This window comes from Bacillus sp. ISL-18, from assembly GCF_018613415.1.
Classification (GTDB): Bacteria; Bacillota; Bacilli; order Bacillales; family Cytobacillaceae; genus Neobacillus.
In genome coordinates, this window is the sequence record NZ_JAGGQG010000002.1 from 867,732 (window position 1) to 885,394 (window position 17,663).

The 17,663-nt window shown below is 39.7% G+C and carries 19 protein-coding genes and 1 tRNA gene; 16 read left to right on the forward strand and 4 right to left on the reverse strand.

Translation table 11 applies throughout. The annotated features are described in order from the left end of the window. Window positions 1–46 precede the first annotated feature (46 nt). The 4 genes from hflX (at window position 47) to glnA (ending at window position 4,510) form a co-directional block, all read left to right on the forward strand. A complete protein-coding gene (gene hflX / locus J7E81_RS04275) occupies window positions 47–1,312 on the forward strand; it encodes a GTPase HflX (protein WP_251028414.1) in 1,266 nt (421 codons plus the stop codon). 14 nt (window positions 1,313–1,326) lie between these two features. Continuing rightward, window positions 1,327–2,595 carry a methionine gamma-lyase family protein gene (locus tag J7E81_RS04280; protein WP_215040881.1) on the forward strand — a complete coding sequence of 423 codons (1,269 nt, stop codon included), beginning with the start codon at window positions 1,327–1,329 and terminating at the stop codon, window positions 2,593–2,595. 143 nt (window positions 2,596–2,738) lie between these two features. After that, window positions 2,739–3,140: a MerR family transcriptional regulator gene (locus J7E81_RS04285; protein WP_308162131.1), complete on the forward strand. Its 402-nt coding sequence runs from the start codon at window positions 2,739–2,741 to the stop codon at window positions 3,138–3,140. Window positions 3,141–3,175: 35 nt separating this feature from the next. Then, window positions 3,176–4,510, forward strand: a complete 1,335-nt coding sequence (gene glnA / locus J7E81_RS04290; protein WP_215040882.1) for a type I glutamate--ammonia ligase — start codon at window positions 3,176–3,178, stop codon at window positions 4,508–4,510. A 105-nt stretch (window positions 4,511–4,615) separates the two neighbouring features. On the opposite strand, the gene lexA is transcribed toward glnA, so the two are convergent. Continuing rightward, the gene (lexA, locus tag J7E81_RS04295; protein WP_215040883.1) at window positions 4,616–5,239 is read right to left on the reverse strand and encodes a transcriptional repressor LexA; all 624 of its coding nucleotides are present in this window, start codon (window positions 5,237–5,239) and stop codon (window positions 4,616–4,618) included. A gap of 161 nt (window positions 5,240–5,400) precedes the next feature. Between lexA and yneA the strand changes: the two genes are divergently transcribed. The 9 genes from yneA (at window position 5,401) to J7E81_RS04340 (ending at window position 14,533) form a co-directional block, all read left to right on the forward strand. Then, the gene (yneA, locus tag J7E81_RS04300; protein ID WP_215040884.1) at window positions 5,401–5,715 is read left to right on the forward strand and encodes a cell division suppressor protein YneA; all 315 of its coding nucleotides are present in this window, start codon (window positions 5,401–5,403) and stop codon (window positions 5,713–5,715) included. 12 nt (window positions 5,716–5,727) lie between these two features. Then, window positions 5,728–6,375: a YneB family resolvase-like protein gene (locus J7E81_RS04305; protein ID WP_215040885.1), complete on the forward strand. Its 648-nt coding sequence runs from the start codon at window positions 5,728–5,730 to the stop codon at window positions 6,373–6,375. Between the two features lie 73 nt (window positions 6,376–6,448). Then, on the forward strand, window positions 6,449–6,679 hold the full coding sequence (locus J7E81_RS04310; RefSeq protein ID WP_215040886.1) for a DUF896 domain-containing protein: 231 nt from the start codon (window positions 6,449–6,451) through the stop codon (window positions 6,677–6,679). Window positions 6,680–6,893: 214 nt separating this feature from the next. Next, entirely contained in the window at window positions 6,894–8,900 is a 2,007-nt protein-coding gene (gene tkt / locus J7E81_RS04315; protein ID WP_215040887.1) for a transketolase, read from the forward strand. A gap of 401 nt (window positions 8,901–9,301) precedes the next feature. Continuing rightward, window positions 9,302–9,742: a sporulation inhibitor of replication protein SirA gene (sirA, locus tag J7E81_RS04320; RefSeq protein ID WP_215040888.1), complete on the forward strand. Its 441-nt coding sequence runs from the start codon at window positions 9,302–9,304 to the stop codon at window positions 9,740–9,742. A gap of 73 nt (window positions 9,743–9,815) precedes the next feature. Next, window positions 9,816–10,028, forward strand: a complete 213-nt coding sequence (locus J7E81_RS04325; RefSeq protein WP_215040889.1) for a YneF family protein — start codon at window positions 9,816–9,818, stop codon at window positions 10,026–10,028. A 371-nt stretch (window positions 10,029–10,399) separates the two neighbouring features. Then, the gene (locus J7E81_RS04330) at window positions 10,400–10,600 is read left to right on the forward strand and encodes a cold-shock protein (protein ID WP_098532719.1); all 201 of its coding nucleotides are present in this window, start codon (window positions 10,400–10,402) and stop codon (window positions 10,598–10,600) included. A 386-nt stretch (window positions 10,601–10,986) separates the two neighbouring features. Further along, a complete protein-coding gene (locus tag J7E81_RS04335) occupies window positions 10,987–12,738 on the forward strand; it encodes an ABC transporter transmembrane domain-containing protein (RefSeq protein WP_215040890.1) in 1,752 nt (583 codons plus the stop codon). Between the two features lies 1 nt (window position 12,739). Then, a complete protein-coding gene (locus tag J7E81_RS04340) occupies window positions 12,740–14,533 on the forward strand; it encodes an ABC transporter ATP-binding protein (protein ID WP_215040891.1) in 1,794 nt (597 codons plus the stop codon). 35 nt (window positions 14,534–14,568) lie between these two features. Here J7E81_RS04340 and J7E81_RS04345 read toward each other — a convergent pair whose 3' ends face one another. Then, a complete protein-coding gene (locus tag J7E81_RS04345; protein WP_251028481.1) occupies window positions 14,569–14,721 on the reverse strand; it encodes a Spo0E family sporulation regulatory protein-aspartic acid phosphatase in 153 nt (50 codons plus the stop codon). 302 nt (window positions 14,722–15,023) lie between these two features. On the opposite strand from J7E81_RS04345, the gene J7E81_RS04350 reads away from it, so the two are divergent. Together J7E81_RS04350 and J7E81_RS04355 are read left to right on the forward strand one after the other, a co-directional pair. After that, a complete protein-coding gene (locus tag J7E81_RS04350; protein WP_215040893.1) occupies window positions 15,024–15,731 on the forward strand; it encodes a cytochrome c biogenesis CcdA family protein in 708 nt (235 codons plus the stop codon). 170 nt (window positions 15,732–15,901) lie between these two features. Beyond that, complete coding sequence (locus J7E81_RS04355) at window positions 15,902–16,375, forward strand: CcdC family protein (RefSeq protein ID WP_215040894.1); 474 nt, start codon at window positions 15,902–15,904, stop codon at window positions 16,373–16,375. A gap of 72 nt (window positions 16,376–16,447) precedes the next feature. Here J7E81_RS04355 and J7E81_RS04360 read toward each other — a convergent pair whose 3' ends face one another. Continuing rightward, entirely contained in the window at window positions 16,448–16,873 is a 426-nt protein-coding gene (locus tag J7E81_RS04360; protein WP_215040895.1) for a DUF2621 domain-containing protein, read from the reverse strand. A 250-nt stretch (window positions 16,874–17,123) separates the two neighbouring features. Between J7E81_RS04360 and J7E81_RS04365 the strand changes: the two genes are divergently transcribed. Continuing rightward, window positions 17,124–17,220: transfer RNA gene (locus J7E81_RS04365), tRNA-Sec, on the forward strand. A 78-nt stretch (window positions 17,221–17,298) separates the two neighbouring features. Here the strand turns inward: J7E81_RS04365 and J7E81_RS31250 are convergent. Then, window positions 17,299–17,580 (reverse strand): tyrosine-type recombinase/integrase, encoded by a 282-nt coding sequence (locus J7E81_RS31250; protein ID WP_374103978.1) that lies wholly within the window; start codon window positions 17,578–17,580, stop codon window positions 17,299–17,301. Window positions 17,581–17,663 lie beyond the last annotated feature (83 nt).

A 17,663-nucleotide genomic window follows, 5' to 3' on the forward strand; every position in this document is an offset into this window, starting at 1 on the left:
AGTTTTTTTGTTATGATGAGAGATAAGAACAGTTAAGGAAGGAAGGATGCCTGTGGAACAAAAGGAAACGAAAGAAAAGGTCATTCTCGTTGGCTGTCAAACAAACGGGGAAGAGGATTCACGTTTTGACTATTCGATGGAAGAGTTAGGAGCACTAACTGAAACCGCTCAAGGAGAGGTCATTGCTTCCGTAATCCAAAAACGAGACCGTGTCCACCCCGCGACCTATATTGGCAAAGGGAAAGTAGAAGAACTGAGAGCACTCGTGGAAGAGGTCGAGGCAGACATCGTCATCTTTAATGATGAACTTTCACCAAGCCAAAAAAGAAATCTCGGCTCAGAAATAGAAGCACGGATTATTGACCGGACCCAGCTCATTTTAGATATATTTGCGCAAAGAGCGCGTTCAAAAGAAGGAAAGCTGCAGGTTGAGCTCGCACAGCTGCAATACATACTTCCCCGCTTGGCTGGACAAGGTACAGCGCTATCAAGACTTGGTGCCGGAATCGGGACTAGAGGGCCAGGGGAAACAAAACTTGAATCTGACCGAAGACATATTCGCCGCAGAATCGATGATATTAAGAGCCAGCTTTCCGTTATTGTTCAGCACCGGGACAGATACCGGGAGCGCAGGAAGAAAAATAAGACCTTTCAAGTCGCGATTGTCGGTTATACAAATGCGGGCAAATCGACACTCTTTAATCGATTATCAGAAGCGGAGTCATATGAGGAAAATCAATTGTTTGCGACACTCGATCCGATGACACGCAAATTGATTTTACCAAGTGGCTTTTTAGCCTTAATAACGGATACAGTAGGATTTATTCAAGACCTGCCAACCACGTTGATTGCCGCATTCCGCTCAACACTTGAGGAAGTAAAGGAAGCAGATTTGCTTCTACATGTGGTCGATATGTCCAATCCAGACTATTATCAGCATGAAAAGACGGTGAAAAAGTTACTGGATGACTTAGATGTAAAAGATATCCCGCAAATAACCGTGTATAATAAAAGAGATATTCAACATCCTGATTTTGTTCCCACAGCGGGTACGACAACCGTCTTCATTAGTGCCTTTGATGAAACGGATCGTCATTCTTTAAAGGACCAAATCGAGAAAGTTGTCATGGACATGATGGAGTCCTACGAAGTGCGCATTCCTTCAACGGAAGGGAAACTGCTTTCACAATTGAAAAATGAGACCATCCTCCGAGAACTTGTTTTTGATGAGGAAGGACAATTTTACCGTTGTAAAGGGTATACGCTTGCGGATCATCAAATTTCCGGACAATTACAGAAATTCACGATATAGATTGGAGTAACAACATGTTTCAACAGTTGCAAAATGGGGAAAAGCTTTACTCCCTTGTTAAAAAAGTGGAACAGCAAATTGCTGAAGTACATAAGGAAATAGATGAGAAAGTGGAAAATAACCAATTTCGAGTCTTGCAAAGCTATCAAAAGCACCGGGTCAGTGATTCGCACTTTATGCCGTCTACTGGTTACGGCTACGATGATATTGGCAGAGATACCTTGGAATTAATCTATGCAGATGTGTTTGGCGGAGAAGCTGGGCTTGTCCGCCCGCAGATTATTTCTGGTACACATGCGATTTCTATTGCCTTATTCGGGGTCCTAAGACCAGGGGATGAACTCCTCTATATCACCGGTAAACCCTATGATACCCTAGAAGAAATCGTCGGGATTCGCGGTAATGGGGTAGGCTCGTTAAAAGAATTTGGGATTTCCTACGACAGTGTCGCCCTAACAGATGATGGGGCGATTAATTGGGATGAGGTTGCCGGAAAAATAAATCCAAACACGAAAATGATTGGCATTCAGCGCTCAAAAGGGTACGCCACAAGACCATCGTTCACGGTAGAGGAAATTGGTCAAATGATATCCTTTGTCAAAGAAATAAAACCGGATCTTGTGGTTTTCGTTGATAATTGCTACGGTGAATTTGTAGAGGAACAAGAACCATGTCATGTTGGGGCAGAATTAATGGCTGGCTCGTTAATCAAAAATCCAGGCGGCGGACTTGCGAAAACAGGCGGGTACATCGTTGGTAAAAAACAATGGGTTGAGGCCTGTTCTTACCGAATGACATCGCCTGGGATTGGAGCGGAGGCTGGCGCTTCCCTTTATAGCCTTCAAGAAATGTACCAAGGATTCTTTCTGGCGCCGCATGTGGTGGGCCAGGCATTAAAGGGGGCAGTCCTAACTGCCGCATTGCTTGAACAATTGGGGATGAATTCATCACCAAAATGGGATGCCAAAAGAACGGATCTTATTCAGTCCGTGCAATTTGATGATCGCGATAAAATGATTTCGTTCTGTCAGGCCATTCAATTCGCGTCACCTATTAACTCCTATGTCACACCACATCCAAGTTATATGCCTGGCTATGAAGATGATGTAATCATGGCAGCAGGAACATTTATTCAAGGAGCCAGTATTGAATTAACGGCGGATGGCCCGCTTAGACCACCGTACGTGGCCTATGTTCAGGGTGGTTTAACTTATGCTCACGTGAAAATGGCCATTTGTTTAGCTATTGATCACTTAATCGAAAAAGGACTATTGGACCTTTAATCCGGCATAATAATGTTCAGCAAAAAAAGTTGTTCAAAATATTCTTTAAAAAATCATGTAAGAAAATCTTACATAACATTGACATCTTTTCTTACACCAAATATAATAGCATTATGATTTACCAGTAAGGGAGGAGAAATTTGGTGAGTGGAAAAGAAATTCGTCGTTCCATGCCATTGTTTCCTATCGGAACCGTCATGCAGTTAACAGAGTTAACCGCAAGGCAAATCCGCTATTATGAAGAACACCAATTGATTTCTCCAGCAAGAACCGAGGGAAACAGACGTCTATTCAGTCTAAATGATATTGATAGACTGTTAGAAATAAAAGACTTGATTGACCAAGGTGTGAACATGGCTGGAATCAAGCACTTGTTCATGGTCAAGGAGCAGCAAGCAAATATAGTAGAGAAACAAACCGAAAAAGCAAAACAAGACTTAACAGATGAACAGCTTAGAAAGCTTCTCCGCAATGAATTAATGCATACAGGCAGAAACAATCGATTTTCATTACGCCAAGGCGATATGTCTCGATTTTTCCATTAAAGTTAATCATTCTTTAGAAAATAGGGGGAATTAAAATGGCAAGGTATTCAAGAGAAGACATCCAACGAATGGCGAAAGAGGAGAACGTAAAATTTATTCGTCTTCAATTTACAGACATTCTTGGAACCATTAAAAATGTTGAGATTCCAATTAGCCAATTGGAAAAAGCACTTGATAACAAAATGATGTTTGACGGTTCTTCCATTGAAGGATTTGTTCGGATCGAAGAATCTGATATGCTTCTATATCCAGACTTAAACACATGGGTAGTTTTCCCTTGGACAGCAGAAAAAGGAAAAGTGGCTCGTTTAATCTGTGATATTTATACTCCTGAAGGTAAACCTTTCGAAGGGGACCCGCGTAACAACCTTAGAAGAGTATTAAAAGAAATGGAAGAGTTAGGATTCACTAACTTCAACCTTGGACCTGAGCCAGAATTCTTCTTATTTAAGTTAGATCAAAAAGGTGAGCCAACTCTAGAACTTAATGACCAAGGCGGATACTTTGACTTAGCTCCAACAGACCTAGGTGAAAACTGCCGTCGTGATATCGTTCTTGAGCTAGAAGAAATGGGCTTTGAAATTGAAGCTTCTCACCACGAAGTAGCTCCAGGACAACACGAAATCGACTTTAAATATGCAGATGCATTAACAGCTTGTGACCAAATCCAAACGTTCAAGCTTGTTGTAAAAACAATTGCTCGTAAGCATGGCTTACACGCAACATTTATGCCAAAACCATTATTCGGTGTAAACGGATCTGGTATGCACATGAACCTTTCATTATTCAAAAATAGTGAAAATGCGTTCTACGAGCCAGGCGGCGACTTAGATATGAGTGATACAGCTCGTCAATTTATTGCTGGTATCCTTAAACACGCTCCTGCCTTTACAGCGGTAACGAACCCAACTGTAAACTCTTATAAGCGTCTAGTTCCAGGTTATGAAGCACCTTGTTATGTGGCATGGTCTGCTATGAACCGTTCACCACTTATCCGTATTCCTGCATCACGTGGATTAAGTACACGTGTTGAGGTACGTAGTGTTGACCCAGCAGCGAACCCATACCTAGCAATGGCTGTTCTATTAAAAGCTGGTTTAGACGGTATTAAAAATAAACTAACTCCTCCAGCTCCAGTAGATCGTAACATCTATGTAATGAGCAAAGAAGAGAGAATCGAAGAAGGCATCATCGACCTTCCAGCAACACTTGCAGCAGCATTAGATCAATTAAAGGCTGATGAAGTAATTGTTTCTGGTTTAGGAGAGCACATCTTCGAACACTTCGTTGAAGCAAAAGAAATCGAGTGGGATATGTTCCGTACCGTTGTTCACCAATGGGAACGCGATCAATACATGAGCACATACTAAAAAACATTAAAAGCCTTGGCGCTCGTCGCCAAGGCTTTTTTATGTTAGGTGGTAAAGCATTCAAGTCCAAAATAAATAGAGAGCTGATAATCAGCTCTCTTGGTTTTAATGAATATGACGATAAACCCCAATCACTTTTCCTAAAATCGATACATTTCGTAAAATAATAGGGTCCATCGAAGAGTTTTCCGGCTGCAGGCGGATGTAATCTTTCTCTTTAAAGAATCTTTTACAGGTTGCTTCATCATCCTCAGTCATCGCGACAACAATTTCTCCGTTATTGGCAGTCTGCTGCTGCTTGACGATTACGTAGTCACCATCAAGGATGCCTGCCTCTATCATACTTTCACCCATGATTTCTAGCATAAACACCTGCTCATCTGCAGGAGCCAGGGTTTCAGGAAGTGGAAAATACTCTTCGACATTCTCGATCGCTGTAATCGGCAAACCTGCCGTTACCTTACCGACCACAGGAACATTGACAACTTTATTTCTAGGAATCTGTGACGCTTCATCCGCATCTAGTATTTCAATCGCTCTTGGTTTAGTAGGGTCTCTTCTAATGAGGCCTTTACTCTCTAAGCGCGCAAGGTGGCCGTGAACAGTAGAACTGGATGCAAGCCCTACGGCTTCCCCAATTTCCCTAACGGAAGGTGGATATCCCTTACTTTTAACCTCGTCCTTTATAAACTCCAGGATATCTTGCTGTCGCTTTGATATCTTTACCATGATAAAATGCACCTCGCCTGGTTAATGTTGTCTTTATTATAGCATGTTGCACCCTACTATACAAACATAAGTTCGAGAAAATAGTTGACAGCAAACAAATGTTCGGACTATAATGAAATCAAATCAATAGAGAACATATATTCTTATAAGAGGTGCGAAACATGAAAAAATTATGGAACCAATACTCGTATGCTATTACTCTTATTCTTTTAAGCTGCACATTAGCTTTCTTCTTATCAGTAAACCATCATTCTGATGACCAATATGTAAAAGTAACCATTTCTGAAGGGGATACATTATGGAAGATTTCTGATCAATTTGAAGGTCAGCATTCTCTATCACACAAGGAATTCGTAAGCTGGGTCAAAAAACATAATGTAAATATCAAGGATCAAATTTATCCTGGTGAAGAAATTGTGATTCCGGTAAGTAAACAGGAATCTTCCCAACAGCTTGCAAGCGCACCAAAGGAATAGAAGGGAAATAGAATGAAAGCAATTATATACTGCCGAGTCAGTACCAATAAAGAAACACAGGAAACCTCTTTAAAACGTCAGGAAGAAGAATTAATCCAACTTGCACACCAATGTGGATTCGAAATCGATACCATCATCAAAGAACAAGCCAGCGGTTATGATTTTGAAAGAGATGGAATACTAGAGGTATTAGAACAGATAAAAGAACCACAAGTTCAGGCCTTGTTAATTCAGGATGAAACACGGCTGGGAAGAGGGAATGCCAAGATTGCCCTCCTGCATTGTATTATAAAAGAAGGAATTCAACTTTATAGCATTTCTCATAATGGTGAATTACAATTGTCTGAATCTGATTCAATGGTATTAAAAATAGTCAGCATGGTAGAAGAATATCAACGGAAACTACATAATGTGAAAATTAAACGAGGCATGAAACGAGCCGTAGACCAGGGCTATAAACCGGAAAAAAACTTAAAGAATCTTGGACAATCCTCCGGCAGGGATAAAATCGAAGTACCAATCGACCAAATAATACGACTGCGGGACAATGACCTGACGTTTGCGGAAATCGCCGCCACCCTTAGAGGATTTGGGTATAATGTTTCAAAAGCAACCGTTCATCGAAGATACCAAGAATATATAGAATCACAGAATCAGTAGCCCTTTACTTGTCATAAAGGGTTTTTTTTAGTAAAATCAAGTGTCTTTATTGGATAGAAAGGATGGGTGGGAAATGCTTTCAAAAGAAAAAATGGCTCGCATTAATGAACTGGCCAGAAAAGCAAAATCGTCAGGATTAACAGAGCTAGAAGCAAAAGAACAATCCAAATTAAGAAGTGAATACTTGGCAACTTTCCGGGCAAATATGCTCGATACCTTAACGAATACAAAATTTATTGACCCAGAAGGTACGGATGTAACACCTGAAAAATTGAAGGCTAGAAAGAACCGGCCTCTTCATTAACAATATAGGAAGGGTACTACCCTTTTGCATGATCAAGCCCCGCCTAATAAAGGCGGGGTATTTCCATTCCATACATACATTCACTTTGGTAGAGTCAAAATATAAATAACAGGAAATTTTCGGTCTAATTTTTGTTTATTTGTTGAATTAATAGACAATGAAAGATAATATAAAGGATGTATTTAGTTACCGTGAACAAGAAAGGATGTATTTCATGTTTAATACTATTGATGATTTATCAGTAACATCGATTCGTACGCTTTCCATTGATGCAATTGAGAAAGCAAACTCTGGGCATCCAGGTATGCCAATGGGTGCTGCTCCAATGACTTATACATTATGGACAAGATTTATGAACCATAATCCAAAGAATCCTCATTGGTTCAACCGTGATCGTTTCGTCTTATCTGCAGGCCATGGTTCTGCATTGTTATACAGCATGCTTCACTTATCCGGCTATAATTTAAGTATGGAAGACATCAAACAATTCCGTCAGTGGGGCAGTAAGACACCAGGACACCCTGAGTACCGCCACACAGAAGGCGTAGAAGCAACTACTGGTCCACTTGGACAAGGAATTGCAATGGCTGTCGGAATGGCTATGGCAGAACGCCACGTGGCTAGTGTTTATAATAAAGACAACTATGAAATTGTGAACCATTATACATACGGTGTTTGTGGTGATGGTGACCTCATGGAGGGTGTTTCTGCAGAAGCTGCTTCACTTGCAGGACATTTAAAATTAGGCCGTTTAGTGGTTTTATATGATTCAAATGATATTTCTCTTGATGGAGATCTAAACAAGTCTTTCTCTGAAAGTGTAAAAGGACGTTTTGAAGCTTATGGCTGGCAATACCTTCGTGTTGAAGACGGCAATAACCTTGAAGAAATCGCAAAAGCACTTGAAGAAGCAAGAAATGACCTTGACCGTCCTACAATGATTGAAGTTAGAACTGTAATCGGGTATGGCTCACCAAACCGTGCTGGTACTTCTGGTGTTCACGGTGCTCCACTAGGTGCGGACGAGTTAAAACTTACAAAAGAAGCATATAAATGGACTTTTGAAGAAGATTTCCATGTACCGCAAGAAGTGTACGACAACTTCCAAAAACTTATTGTTGAAAACGGTGAGAAAAAGGAAAAAGAATGGAACGACACTTTTGCACAATATAAAAAGGAATATCCAGAACTAGCTGTTCAGCTTGAACAAGCGTTAAACAATGAACTTCCTGAAGGCTGGGACAAAGATATCCCTGTCTACCAAGAAGGGAAGAGTCTAGCAAGCCGTGCTTCTTCTGGTGAAGCCCTAAATGGTATCGCTAAAAACCTTCCAATTTTCATTGGCGGTTCAGCAGACCTTGCTGGTTCAAATAAAACCATGATTAAAGGTTCAGGCGATTACATGCCAGGCAGCTATGAAGGCCGTAACTTCTGGTTTGGTGTTCGTGAATTTGCTATGGGTGCGGCAATGAATGGTATTGCCCTTCACGGCGGTGTAAAAGTTTTCGGTGGTACGTTCTTCGTATTCTCTGATTACCTTCGTCCAGCGATCCGTTTAGCGTCAATCATGGGACTTCCTGTTACGTATGTATTTACGCATGATAGTATTGCTGTTGGAGAAGATGGTCCGACACACGAACCTGTTGAGCAGCTTGCAGCATTGCGCGCAATGCCAGGTCTATCAATTATCCGTCCAGCAGATGGTAATGAAACAGCAGCAGCTTGGAAGCTAGCGGTTGAATCAACTGATAAACCAACTGCACTTATCTTGACTCGTCAAGATTTACCTACATTAAAAGGTACTGATACGAACGCCTATGAAGGAGTTTCAAAAGGAGCTTATGTGGTTTCTCCAGCAGAAAAAGAGACAGCAGATGCGTTAATTTTGGCAACTGGTTCTGAAGTAAGTTTAGCTGTTGAAGCACAAAAAGTCCTTGCTGGTGAAGGTGTTCATGTATCGGTTGTCAGCATGCCTTCATGGGATCGTTTTGAACAACAATCTCAAGAATATAAAGAATCTGTTCTTCCAAGAAGCGTGAAAAAACGTCTTGGAATTGAAATGGGTGCTTCACTTGGCTGGCACAAATATACTGGTGACGAAGGCGATGTATTGGCAATTGACCAATTCGGAGCATCAGCCCCTGGTGAAAAAATTATGGAAGAATACGGCTTTAGCGTTGATCATGTTGTTGCCCGTGTTAAGGCTCTTTTACAAAAATAATCTGATAAGATCAAGAAGGAGAACGGAAATTCCGTTCTCCTTTTTTGATGCGGTTATGTAAAATTATGGTAAATATGCCGAACCATGATAAAAATCAGCCATAAATACAAATAAATGAGCCAATCCATCGTTGAAATAAGCCATTAGTTACGATTTTTGAGCCAATTACTCACAGAAATGAGCCAATGCTCTCATTCACCGGTATATATATTAGATATAGTTATTACAATATTTTGAACAATGGCGTTTTTTAGAGGAAAATTCATTAATTCTACCGAAATAGTAGTTGTGTAATAGGTTAATCGACAAAAGTAGTGAAAGTTTTTGCCGCCGTAAGACAAACGTTTTGTTCCTGCTTTTTTATAATAGAAAAAAGGGTTTCAACGGAGGAGAGAACAGTGGTGAGAAAATATCAGCTATACTTAATAGAAGATGAATTTGCCGCCCATTACTTCGGACGAGAGCGTATATTTTTTCAGCTTTTTCAAGAACATCAAACTTCTAACGGCGAACTTAAATTTATAACGCAAAAACAAATTTCATATATTACAAAACGGGTCGAGGTCCTAAAAATCCACAATCTGCTTCAAAAACAGCTCGGAAAAATGAAGGGCTTTAAAGCAGATCATGGTGCATATACGATTTTCCTAAGCGGAAAACTAAGCACGGCAAGATTAGAAGTTTTTCAAGAATTAATTACTGTGGAAGCAGAAGGTACCTATGAAGCGGAAACTGCTTTCTTTGAAGTACTCAGAAAATGTGAATCCTCCTTCTTAGCTATTGATCTTGAACATGAGCGGGTCGGCTGGTTAAAACCTATTAAAGAAAGAAAATTTGTCTAATTAAAATGAGATATTGTTTTCTTCCGATTAATTTAGTACACTGTATGATAGACAACATGAAGGAGGAAGTTTAATGTTATATTTTCTAGTTGGTATACTAGCATTAGCAGCTGGTGTAGCACTAGGATTTTTCATTGCTCGCAGATATATGATGAGCTATTTAAAGAAAAATCCGCCAATCAATGAACAAATGTTAAAAATGATGATGATGCAAATGGGTATGAAACCTTCACAAAAGAAGATCAACCAAATGATGGCAGCAATGAACAAGCAGCAATCTAAATAAACCGGACAAGCATCTATGTAAAATCCTTTTCAAAAGGATTCATTATTTGTTTGTAAGTAATTAGAAGATAGGGGAGTTTAACGGTCATTCTTTGTCAATTAATTACTTACCCTTCATAATTTAAATCCAAAAACCACTTTTTCTGATGAACCGGGAAGGTGGTTTTTTTATGGATTTAAAATCGAGGTAAAAAAATTATTGTCGTTAAATTTTGGAAACCTTGCATACTTTTATAAACTATGTTATTATAAAGAAGAATTATTTTTGTTCGGTGTAAAGGATAGTATAAGATTAAACTTTTCGTCTTGATGATCACTGAGTGCAAGGATAGTAACACATTGTGTGCAAAGCACACAGCAGGAGGAAACAAAATGGAAAACGGTAAAGTAAAATGGTTTAATGCAGAAAAAGGATTCGGATTCATCGAGCGTGAAGGCGGAGAAGACGTATTCGTACATTTCTCAGCAATCCAAGGCGAAGGTTTCAAATCTTTAGACGAAGGTCAAGCAGTAACTTTTGACGTTGAGCAAGGCCAACGTGGAGCTCAAGCAGCTAACGTTCGTAAAGCTTAATTAAAAGCAAAAGAAGACAGGCTCTTTATAGAGTCTGTTTTTTTATTTATTCATTTTTTAAAAACAAGGAGCCCTGCTCACGAATGAGCAGGGCACATGTAAAAAAGTAAATCAAATGGTAGACTCATTGTAGCATATAATCCAGCAATAACCAAATTTATTTATATATACGGTAAGCAGCTAGGATGAACCCTATGCTAGCTGCCATGACTGGGAACATTCGAACTAAACCGACAAGCACTCATATTAATGTGGTGCTTTTTTTATGGCAACCGATTATTTCAAAGTATTTATTATTTTGTAAAAATTTGATAAAATAGGTACCTCGGTATTCGAAGAAAACAGTAAGAAACAAAGGGCTCGTCATGTTTGTTGGGGGTGTTTAGTTGAAAGTATTTTTAGAATTAGGCTGGTTTTTTAAACAAGAGAAAAAAGCGTACTTATCAGGGGTGTTCATTTTATTATTTGTGGCGGTACTGCAGTTAATTCCTCCTAAAGTAATTGGAATCATCGCCGACCATATTCATGAAGGAACAATCACATCCGTCATACTGGTAAAATTGGTCGTGGTTTTAGTTGTTGTGGGACTATCGATGTATGTTCTTCGCTATTATTGGCGGATTATGATCTTCGGCTCATCCGTTAAGCTTAGCAGGATCCTCCGCGACCAATTATATAGCCACTTTACCAAGATGTCCCCATCATTCTACCAAAAAAGCCGGATTGGAGACCTGATGGCCCATGCAACCAATGACCTATCGGCGATCCAGCAAACGGCCGGCGCAGGTGTGTTAACCCTCGTAGATTCACTTTCTACCGGCGGATTTGTGATTCTGGCAATGGCCTTTACCATCAGCTGGAAACTGACGTTAATTTGTTTAATCCCGATGCCGTTTATGGCGATGCTGACCAGTTGGTTTGGCACGATGCTACATAAAAGTTTTCACAAAGCACAGGAGGCCTTTTCCTCTTTAAATGATAAAACACAAGAAAGCATCACCGGGATAAAGGTGATTAAGACATTCGGCCAAGAGCAAGAGGATATTGAAGATTTTCGCAAACAATCAGAAGATGTCGTGCAAAAAAATATTGTCGTAGCTAAAATTGACTCTCTCTATGACCCTACCATCTCCATCATAGTTGGTATTTCCTTTTTTCTATCAATCGCTTTTGGGGCGAAATATGTTCTTAATGGAGAATTAACGATCGGTGAATTAATCTCATTTACTACCTATTTAGGTCTTCTAATATGGCCGATGCTAGCATTCGGCTGGCTGTTTAATATCGTCGAACGGGGTCGCGCTTCCTATGACCGTGTCGCTGCGCTCTTAAGAGAAAAGGTAGAAATCACCGATGATGATGACGCATTAAACATCATGCCGATCGGTGATATTGATTTTAAGATAAATGAATTTACCTATCCGGGCGCCACAGATCCGATTTTAAAGGACATCTTCTTTTCAATAAAGAAAGGTGAGACACTTGGAATTGTGGGGAAAACAGGTGCTGGAAAAACAACACTGATCAAACTTCTTATCCGTGAATTTGAAGGCTATCAGGGTGAAATTCTGTTTGGCGGGAAAGCGGTTCGAGCTTATCGACTCGAAAAACTTCGGGAAGCAATTGGCTATGTTCCCCAAGATCATTTTCTGTTTTCCGCGACCGTGGCCGAGAATATTGCGTTTACAAACCCGGATATTGCATTGGACGAGATCGAAAAGGCGGCAAAACTTGCGAATATACATGATGACATTCTTCAATTTACCGAAGGCTATCAAACGGTTGTAGGAGAACGGGGTGTCTCTTTATCAGGCGGACAAAAACAACGGATTTCCATTGCCCGCGCCCTCTTAATGAATCCAGAACTATTAGTGCTGGATGATTCGTTATCTGCGGTCGATGCGAAAACAGAAGAGGCCATCCTTTCTTCTTTACGACAAAATCGAGAAGGGAAGACCACGATGATTACCTCCCATCGCTTAAGTGCAATTCAGCATGCCAATCTCATTCTGGTCCTGGATGACGGGAAAATTGTCGAGAGAGGGACGCATGAAGACTTAATGCAACAAGACGGATGGTATAAGGAAATGTATTTGCACCAGCAGTTAGAAGAGCTGGTCGAACATGGAGGACGTTAATATGGACGAGAAAATAGAACTGTCAGAACGTGAACAAACTAAGGTCTTATACCGTCTTCTTTCCTATACAAAGCCGCACAAAAAAATGATCACTTTTGCCTTTGTCCTGCTTTTGCTTACCACGATTGGCGATATTGTGCTTCCGTTAATCGTGAAAGTCTTTATTGATGATTATTTAACACCTGGAAAGCTTGAGTTTCATCCTTTACTGATTCTGGGATCCGTTTATATGGGAATCCAAGTCGTTAAAGCGATTCTCATGTTCTTTCAATTAGTTAAATTTCAGGAAATTGCCCTCTATATAATTCAGCAGCTTCGAATTGATGTCTTTTCCAAGGTACAGTCACTTGGATTAAGATATTTTGATAAAACACCGGCAGGGAGTATCGTCTCAAGGGTCACCAATGATACAGAAGCCATCAAGGATATGTTCGTAACAGTCATCGCTACGTTTATTCAAAGTGGATTCTTACTAATAGGAATCTTTATTGCCATGTTTTTCTTAAATGTGAAGCTTGCCCTGTTATGCGTGATTATTTTGCCAATCTTAATGTTTGTCATGAACTTATACAGAAAATTGAGCTCTCGTTTTTACCTCGATATGCGGGAGCGATTAAGTCAATTAAATGCAAAGCTGGCCGAATCGCTTTCCGGGATGGCGATCATCCAAGTTTTCCGCCAAGAAAAACGCCTTCGCCAAGAATTTGGTAACATCAATGAGCAGCACTATAATGCGGGAATGAAAAATATTAAGATTGATGGCTTACTGTTAAGACCGGCGATTGACCTCATCTATATCTTTGCCTTGATTCTTGTTCTCAGCTACTTTGGGATCACTTCCTTTGAGAACCGTGTAGAAATCGGTGTTATCTACGCCTTTATCAATTATTTAGACCGTTTCTTTGAACCAATCAATCAAATGATGATGAGGCTTTCGTTATACCAGCAGGCCATTGTGGCCGGTTCACGTGTTTTTAAATTATTAGATGAAGAGGAACTAGCCCCTGCCCAACAGCTGAAAAAAAGCACATCGATTGAAGAAGGGAAAATTGAGTTTAAGAATGTCAGTTTTTCCTATGATGGTGAAAGGGATGTGTTAAAAAATATCAGCTTTACAGCGCATTCAGGGGAAACTGTTGCATTAGTAGGACATACGGGGAGCGGGAAGAGCTCGATTATTAACTTGATGATGCGTTTTTATGAGTTTGAACGTGGCGAGATCTTAATTGACGGAGAATCGATTCGTGATTACACAAAGGCCGAGTTACGGGAAAAAATGGGCCTTGTACTCCAAGATCCATTCCTGTTTTTTGGGACGTTAAAAGATAATATCCGCCTTTATAATCATGGTCTTTCAGATGAACAAATAGAAGAGGCAGCGAAGTTTGTGCAAGCCCATTCGTTTATTGAAAGATTAGAAGATGGCTATCAACATAAGGTAGTTGAAAGGGGATCTACTTTTTCAAGTGGACAGCGGCAATTGATTGCCTTTGCTAGGACGATTGCAGCTAATCCAAAAATATTGGTCCTCGATGAAGCGACAGCCAATATTGATACGGAAACAGAAGAAATGATCCAATCCGCATTAGCAAAAATGCGAAAAGGCCGAACCACGATCGCCATTGCCCATCGGTTGTCAACGATCCAGGATGCTGAATTAATTCTAGTCCTGCACCAAGGGGAGATTGTTGAGCGAGGGACGCATCAAGAACTGCTTGCCCTGGGAGGTCTCTATCATAAGATGTTCCTGCTGCAAAATGGAGCACTAGAGCAGTTGGAGGATGCAGTAAATTAATAGAAAAAGGCCTGGCATGATGCCAGGCTTTCTTTTTATACTGCGGTATGTGGAACTTTTTTAATATATATTTTATTATATTCGTTTAATAGCTTATCAAGTTCCTGGCTGTAACGAATTGCAACGGAGGATGTCAAGCCGTTTGTCGTGGCGACTTGAATTAATTCAGCTCGCTTTGTTTCTATCATAGTAATGAGATCTTGTTTCAGCACGGCCGAAGTCCTTTCCGGAGTAACTCCTAAAATTTTTTAGTAAAAAAAAAGAGTCTATTGCCATTTAAAAGGGCATTGTTTTACTAGTATAACCTATAATGTAAATTACTTCAAAGATATTTGTAAGAAAAAATCCAATTTATTTGTTACTATTAGAAAAAGTTACTATTTTTTGACGTGTGAACATCGAGACACAAAATATTCACGTTAACCATTATCATTTCGGGAGCATATTTGTTAGAATGAGAAGGTATCGACTATAGTGGGAGTGTTAATATATGTCTGATGTAAATCTATTTATCGCATTAGGGGCCGGCTTTTTAAGCTTTATTTCTCCTTGTTGCTTGCCGCTTTATCCAGCTTTTCTTTCATACATAACGGGCATGTCGGTGGGAGAACTAAAAGAAGAAAATGCCATGCTGCAAAAACGAAGCTTGCTGCATACCTTATTTTTCTTGTTAGGTTTTTCGATTATCTTTATCGCGATTGGGTTTGGAACCTCATTTCTTGGCAGCTTCTTCTTATCTTATAAAGATCTGATTCGGCAGTTAGGCGGAATCTTTATTGTTTTATTTGGCTTAATGATTGTCGGTGTGTTTAAACCGGAATTTATGATGAGGGATCGCCGCTTTGAATTCAAAAACAGGCCATCAGGTTATATCGGATCCGTATTAATTGGGATGGCCTTTGCTGCTGGGTGGACGCCTTGTACAGGACCGATCCTTTCCTCCGTCATTCTCTTGGCTGCATCCAATCCTGGTTCAGGCGTATTATATATGATTGCCTACTCCCTAGGCTTTGCGATTCCATTTTTAATCCTATCGTTCTTTGTCGGCAGGTTTAAGTGGATCAAGAAGCACAGCGGGAAGATTATGAAAATCGGCGGCTATATCATGATCGTCATGGGAATTGTGCTCTTCTTTGACTGGATGACGAAAATTATTATCCTTTTTCAAGGGATGTTTGGCGGCTTTACTGGTTTTTAAGAATTTCCTAGTTTGGAAGTTATTTGGAACTTTCCATCTATTGCATGGATTTCCTTGAACATTTTAACATTTTAAAGGTAAAAACAGTGATTATTTTTTCTCAAAATTCATCATTTGATATATAATGGTTGAGTAAATAATTAGATAAAGATAAGGGATGAATGAATCCAATGAATTACGTAGTTGTTTCTTCAATCGGAGCTGTTATTATGGGCTCTCTTGCTCTGTTTGTTCGGATGAAAGCAGCAAAGAAACCGACCAATGCTAAAAAAATTATCCTGCCACCTTTCTTTATGGCTACTGGGTCATTGATGTATGTGGTACCGGAGTTTCGCTTAACACCAATGGAAATTGGTGAGGCAATTATAGTTGGGATGTTGTTTTCCATTTTATTGATTAAGACATCAAATTTTGAAATTCGAGATAATAATATTTATTTAAAACGGTCGAAGGCCTTTATCTACATCCTTGTAGGGTTGTTAATTCTTCGTCTGGTTCTAAAAGCAATTTTGAGCACCACGATTGATATCGGACAGTTAAGCGGGATGTTCTTCCTGCTGGCTTTCAGCATGATTGTCCCTTGGCGTGTGGCAATGTACCATTCTTATATGAAACTCTACCGGGAACTTCATATTAGAAAGTAAAATGACACTGATTCCTCCGGGAGTCAGTGTTTTTATATGTAAAAAAAGAAAAAAACCGCCTTTGTAGGGCGGTTAAAATAGATGTTCATACGGAGTAACATCTATTTGATTTTGAAAGAGCTTTTTACGCAAAAACTTATGGTCCCGTTTGGGTGTGGCTTGAATATAGCCGCGAATAACGAGTTCTTCTGTTATTTTGGAGGCATTTTCTTTTACGGCCAGCTCACCAATTTTTCCTGCGATTTTATGTTTTGCTACATCACGGAACAGTTCCGGCACGGGACTGACAAGATCATTGAGCAGGGCCTTTTCTTCAGGACCCCAGAGGTGAAGGGATTCATTTACATAATGTTCTTCCCAATCCATGACCGATTTGCCATCTTCCTTTGGCATCTTTTTCAGAAACTTTCGGAACATAAAGAAGCCGCCAATTGAAAAGGAACCTATTAAAAAGACTACCCAAAATAGGATAAACCAGAGAAACCAACCTTGAAGCATGCTATTCACCTACAATAACGATATTATTATCTATTATAGTCTTTTTCTTGGGCGGATGACAAGAATTCGTCACAAGTTTGGCTTTTATCAAATGGGAAAAATACGATATGGGATTGGAATTGCTTGTCGAAAAAATGACAATCGGGCCAAATTTATTGATTAATACCATTTTCCATTGTAATATGATATCAAGATAGTAATGGTTATTTAAAGGAATAAGATTATTTTTATGATGATTTATCATCTATATGGGGCTGAATGGGGTACTGGTGTCCTCCACAGTCTTCAAAACTGCTTGAGACCTGCGTGCCAGGTCTGGTGGGTTCGATTCCCACGCAGTCCCGCCAACCTTGATTTATTTGGATTTTTGAAGGTTTTTGAGAAGTTAAATTGAGGTTAAGGTTGTTGGCCAACAACGGAAAATATTATCTATGGTCACATTTTGGTAACATGGATATTTTTAAAAATTTACATAGGTTATTTGATGAGCTGCTCAAATTGATGGGCAGCTTCTTTTTGCATATTTGGTAACACATGAGTGTTGTGTCCATCGTGATCATAATTGTCGAGTGTACTAATCGTTCTGAAACCACTTTTGGATGTACGCCTTGTTGAAGCATCAACGTTGCATGGGTATGTCTTAAATCGTGAAATCTTATAGAAGGTAAGCCACTATTTTCAACTACCTTACGATAGTTTCTTGCCATTTCAGTTGGCTGAATTGATTTTCCATTCTCTTGAGCAAAAACTAAATCTAAAATCGTGATATTCTTGTCCGAATAAAAGCTTA

Excerpts from the sequence above, each read along its gene's own strand:
- hflX (WP_251028414.1), top strand. The coding sequence starts at position 47 with ATGCCTGTGGAACAAAAGGAAACGAAAGAAAAGGTCATTCTCGTTGGC.
- glnA (WP_215040882.1), top strand. The coding sequence starts at position 3,176 with ATGGCAAGGTATTCAAGAGAAGACATCCAACGAATGGCGAAAGAGGAG.
- J7E81_RS04355 (WP_215040894.1), top strand. The coding sequence starts at position 15,902 with ATGAATTACGTAGTTGTTTCTTCAATCGGAGCTGTTATTATGGGCTCT.
- J7E81_RS04360 (WP_215040895.1), bottom strand. The coding sequence starts at position 16,873 with ATGCTTCAAGGTTGGTTTCTCTGGTTTATCCTATTTTGGGTAGTCTTT.
- J7E81_RS04350 (WP_215040893.1), top strand. The coding sequence starts at position 15,024 with ATGTCTGATGTAAATCTATTTATCGCATTAGGGGCCGGCTTTTTAAGC.
- J7E81_RS04310 (WP_215040886.1), top strand. The coding sequence starts at position 6,449 with ATGCTTTCAAAAGAAAAAATGGCTCGCATTAATGAACTGGCCAGAAAA.
- yneA (WP_215040884.1), top strand. The coding sequence starts at position 5,401 with ATGAAAAAATTATGGAACCAATACTCGTATGCTATTACTCTTATTCTT.
- J7E81_RS04305 (WP_215040885.1), top strand. The coding sequence starts at position 5,728 with ATGAAAGCAATTATATACTGCCGAGTCAGTACCAATAAAGAAACACAG.
- J7E81_RS04340 (WP_215040891.1), top strand. The coding sequence starts at position 12,740 with ATGGACGAGAAAATAGAACTGTCAGAACGTGAACAAACTAAGGTCTTA.
- J7E81_RS04325 (WP_215040889.1), top strand. The coding sequence starts at position 9,816 with ATGTTATATTTTCTAGTTGGTATACTAGCATTAGCAGCTGGTGTAGCA.
- lexA (WP_215040883.1), bottom strand. The coding sequence starts at position 5,239 with ATGGTAAAGATATCAAAGCGACAGCAAGATATCCTGGAGTTTATAAAG.
- tkt (WP_215040887.1), top strand. The coding sequence starts at position 6,894 with ATGTTTAATACTATTGATGATTTATCAGTAACATCGATTCGTACGCTT.
- J7E81_RS04345 (WP_251028481.1), bottom strand. The coding sequence starts at position 14,721 with ATGATAGAAACAAAGCGAGCTGAATTAATTCAAGTCGCCACGACAAAC.
- J7E81_RS04330 (WP_098532719.1), top strand. The coding sequence starts at position 10,400 with ATGGAAAACGGTAAAGTAAAATGGTTTAATGCAGAAAAAGGATTCGGA.
- J7E81_RS04280 (WP_215040881.1), top strand. The coding sequence starts at position 1,327 with ATGTTTCAACAGTTGCAAAATGGGGAAAAGCTTTACTCCCTTGTTAAA.
- J7E81_RS31250 (WP_374103978.1), bottom strand. The coding sequence starts at position 17,580 with ATGGCAAGAAACTATCGTAAGGTAGTTGAAAATAGTGGCTTACCTTCT.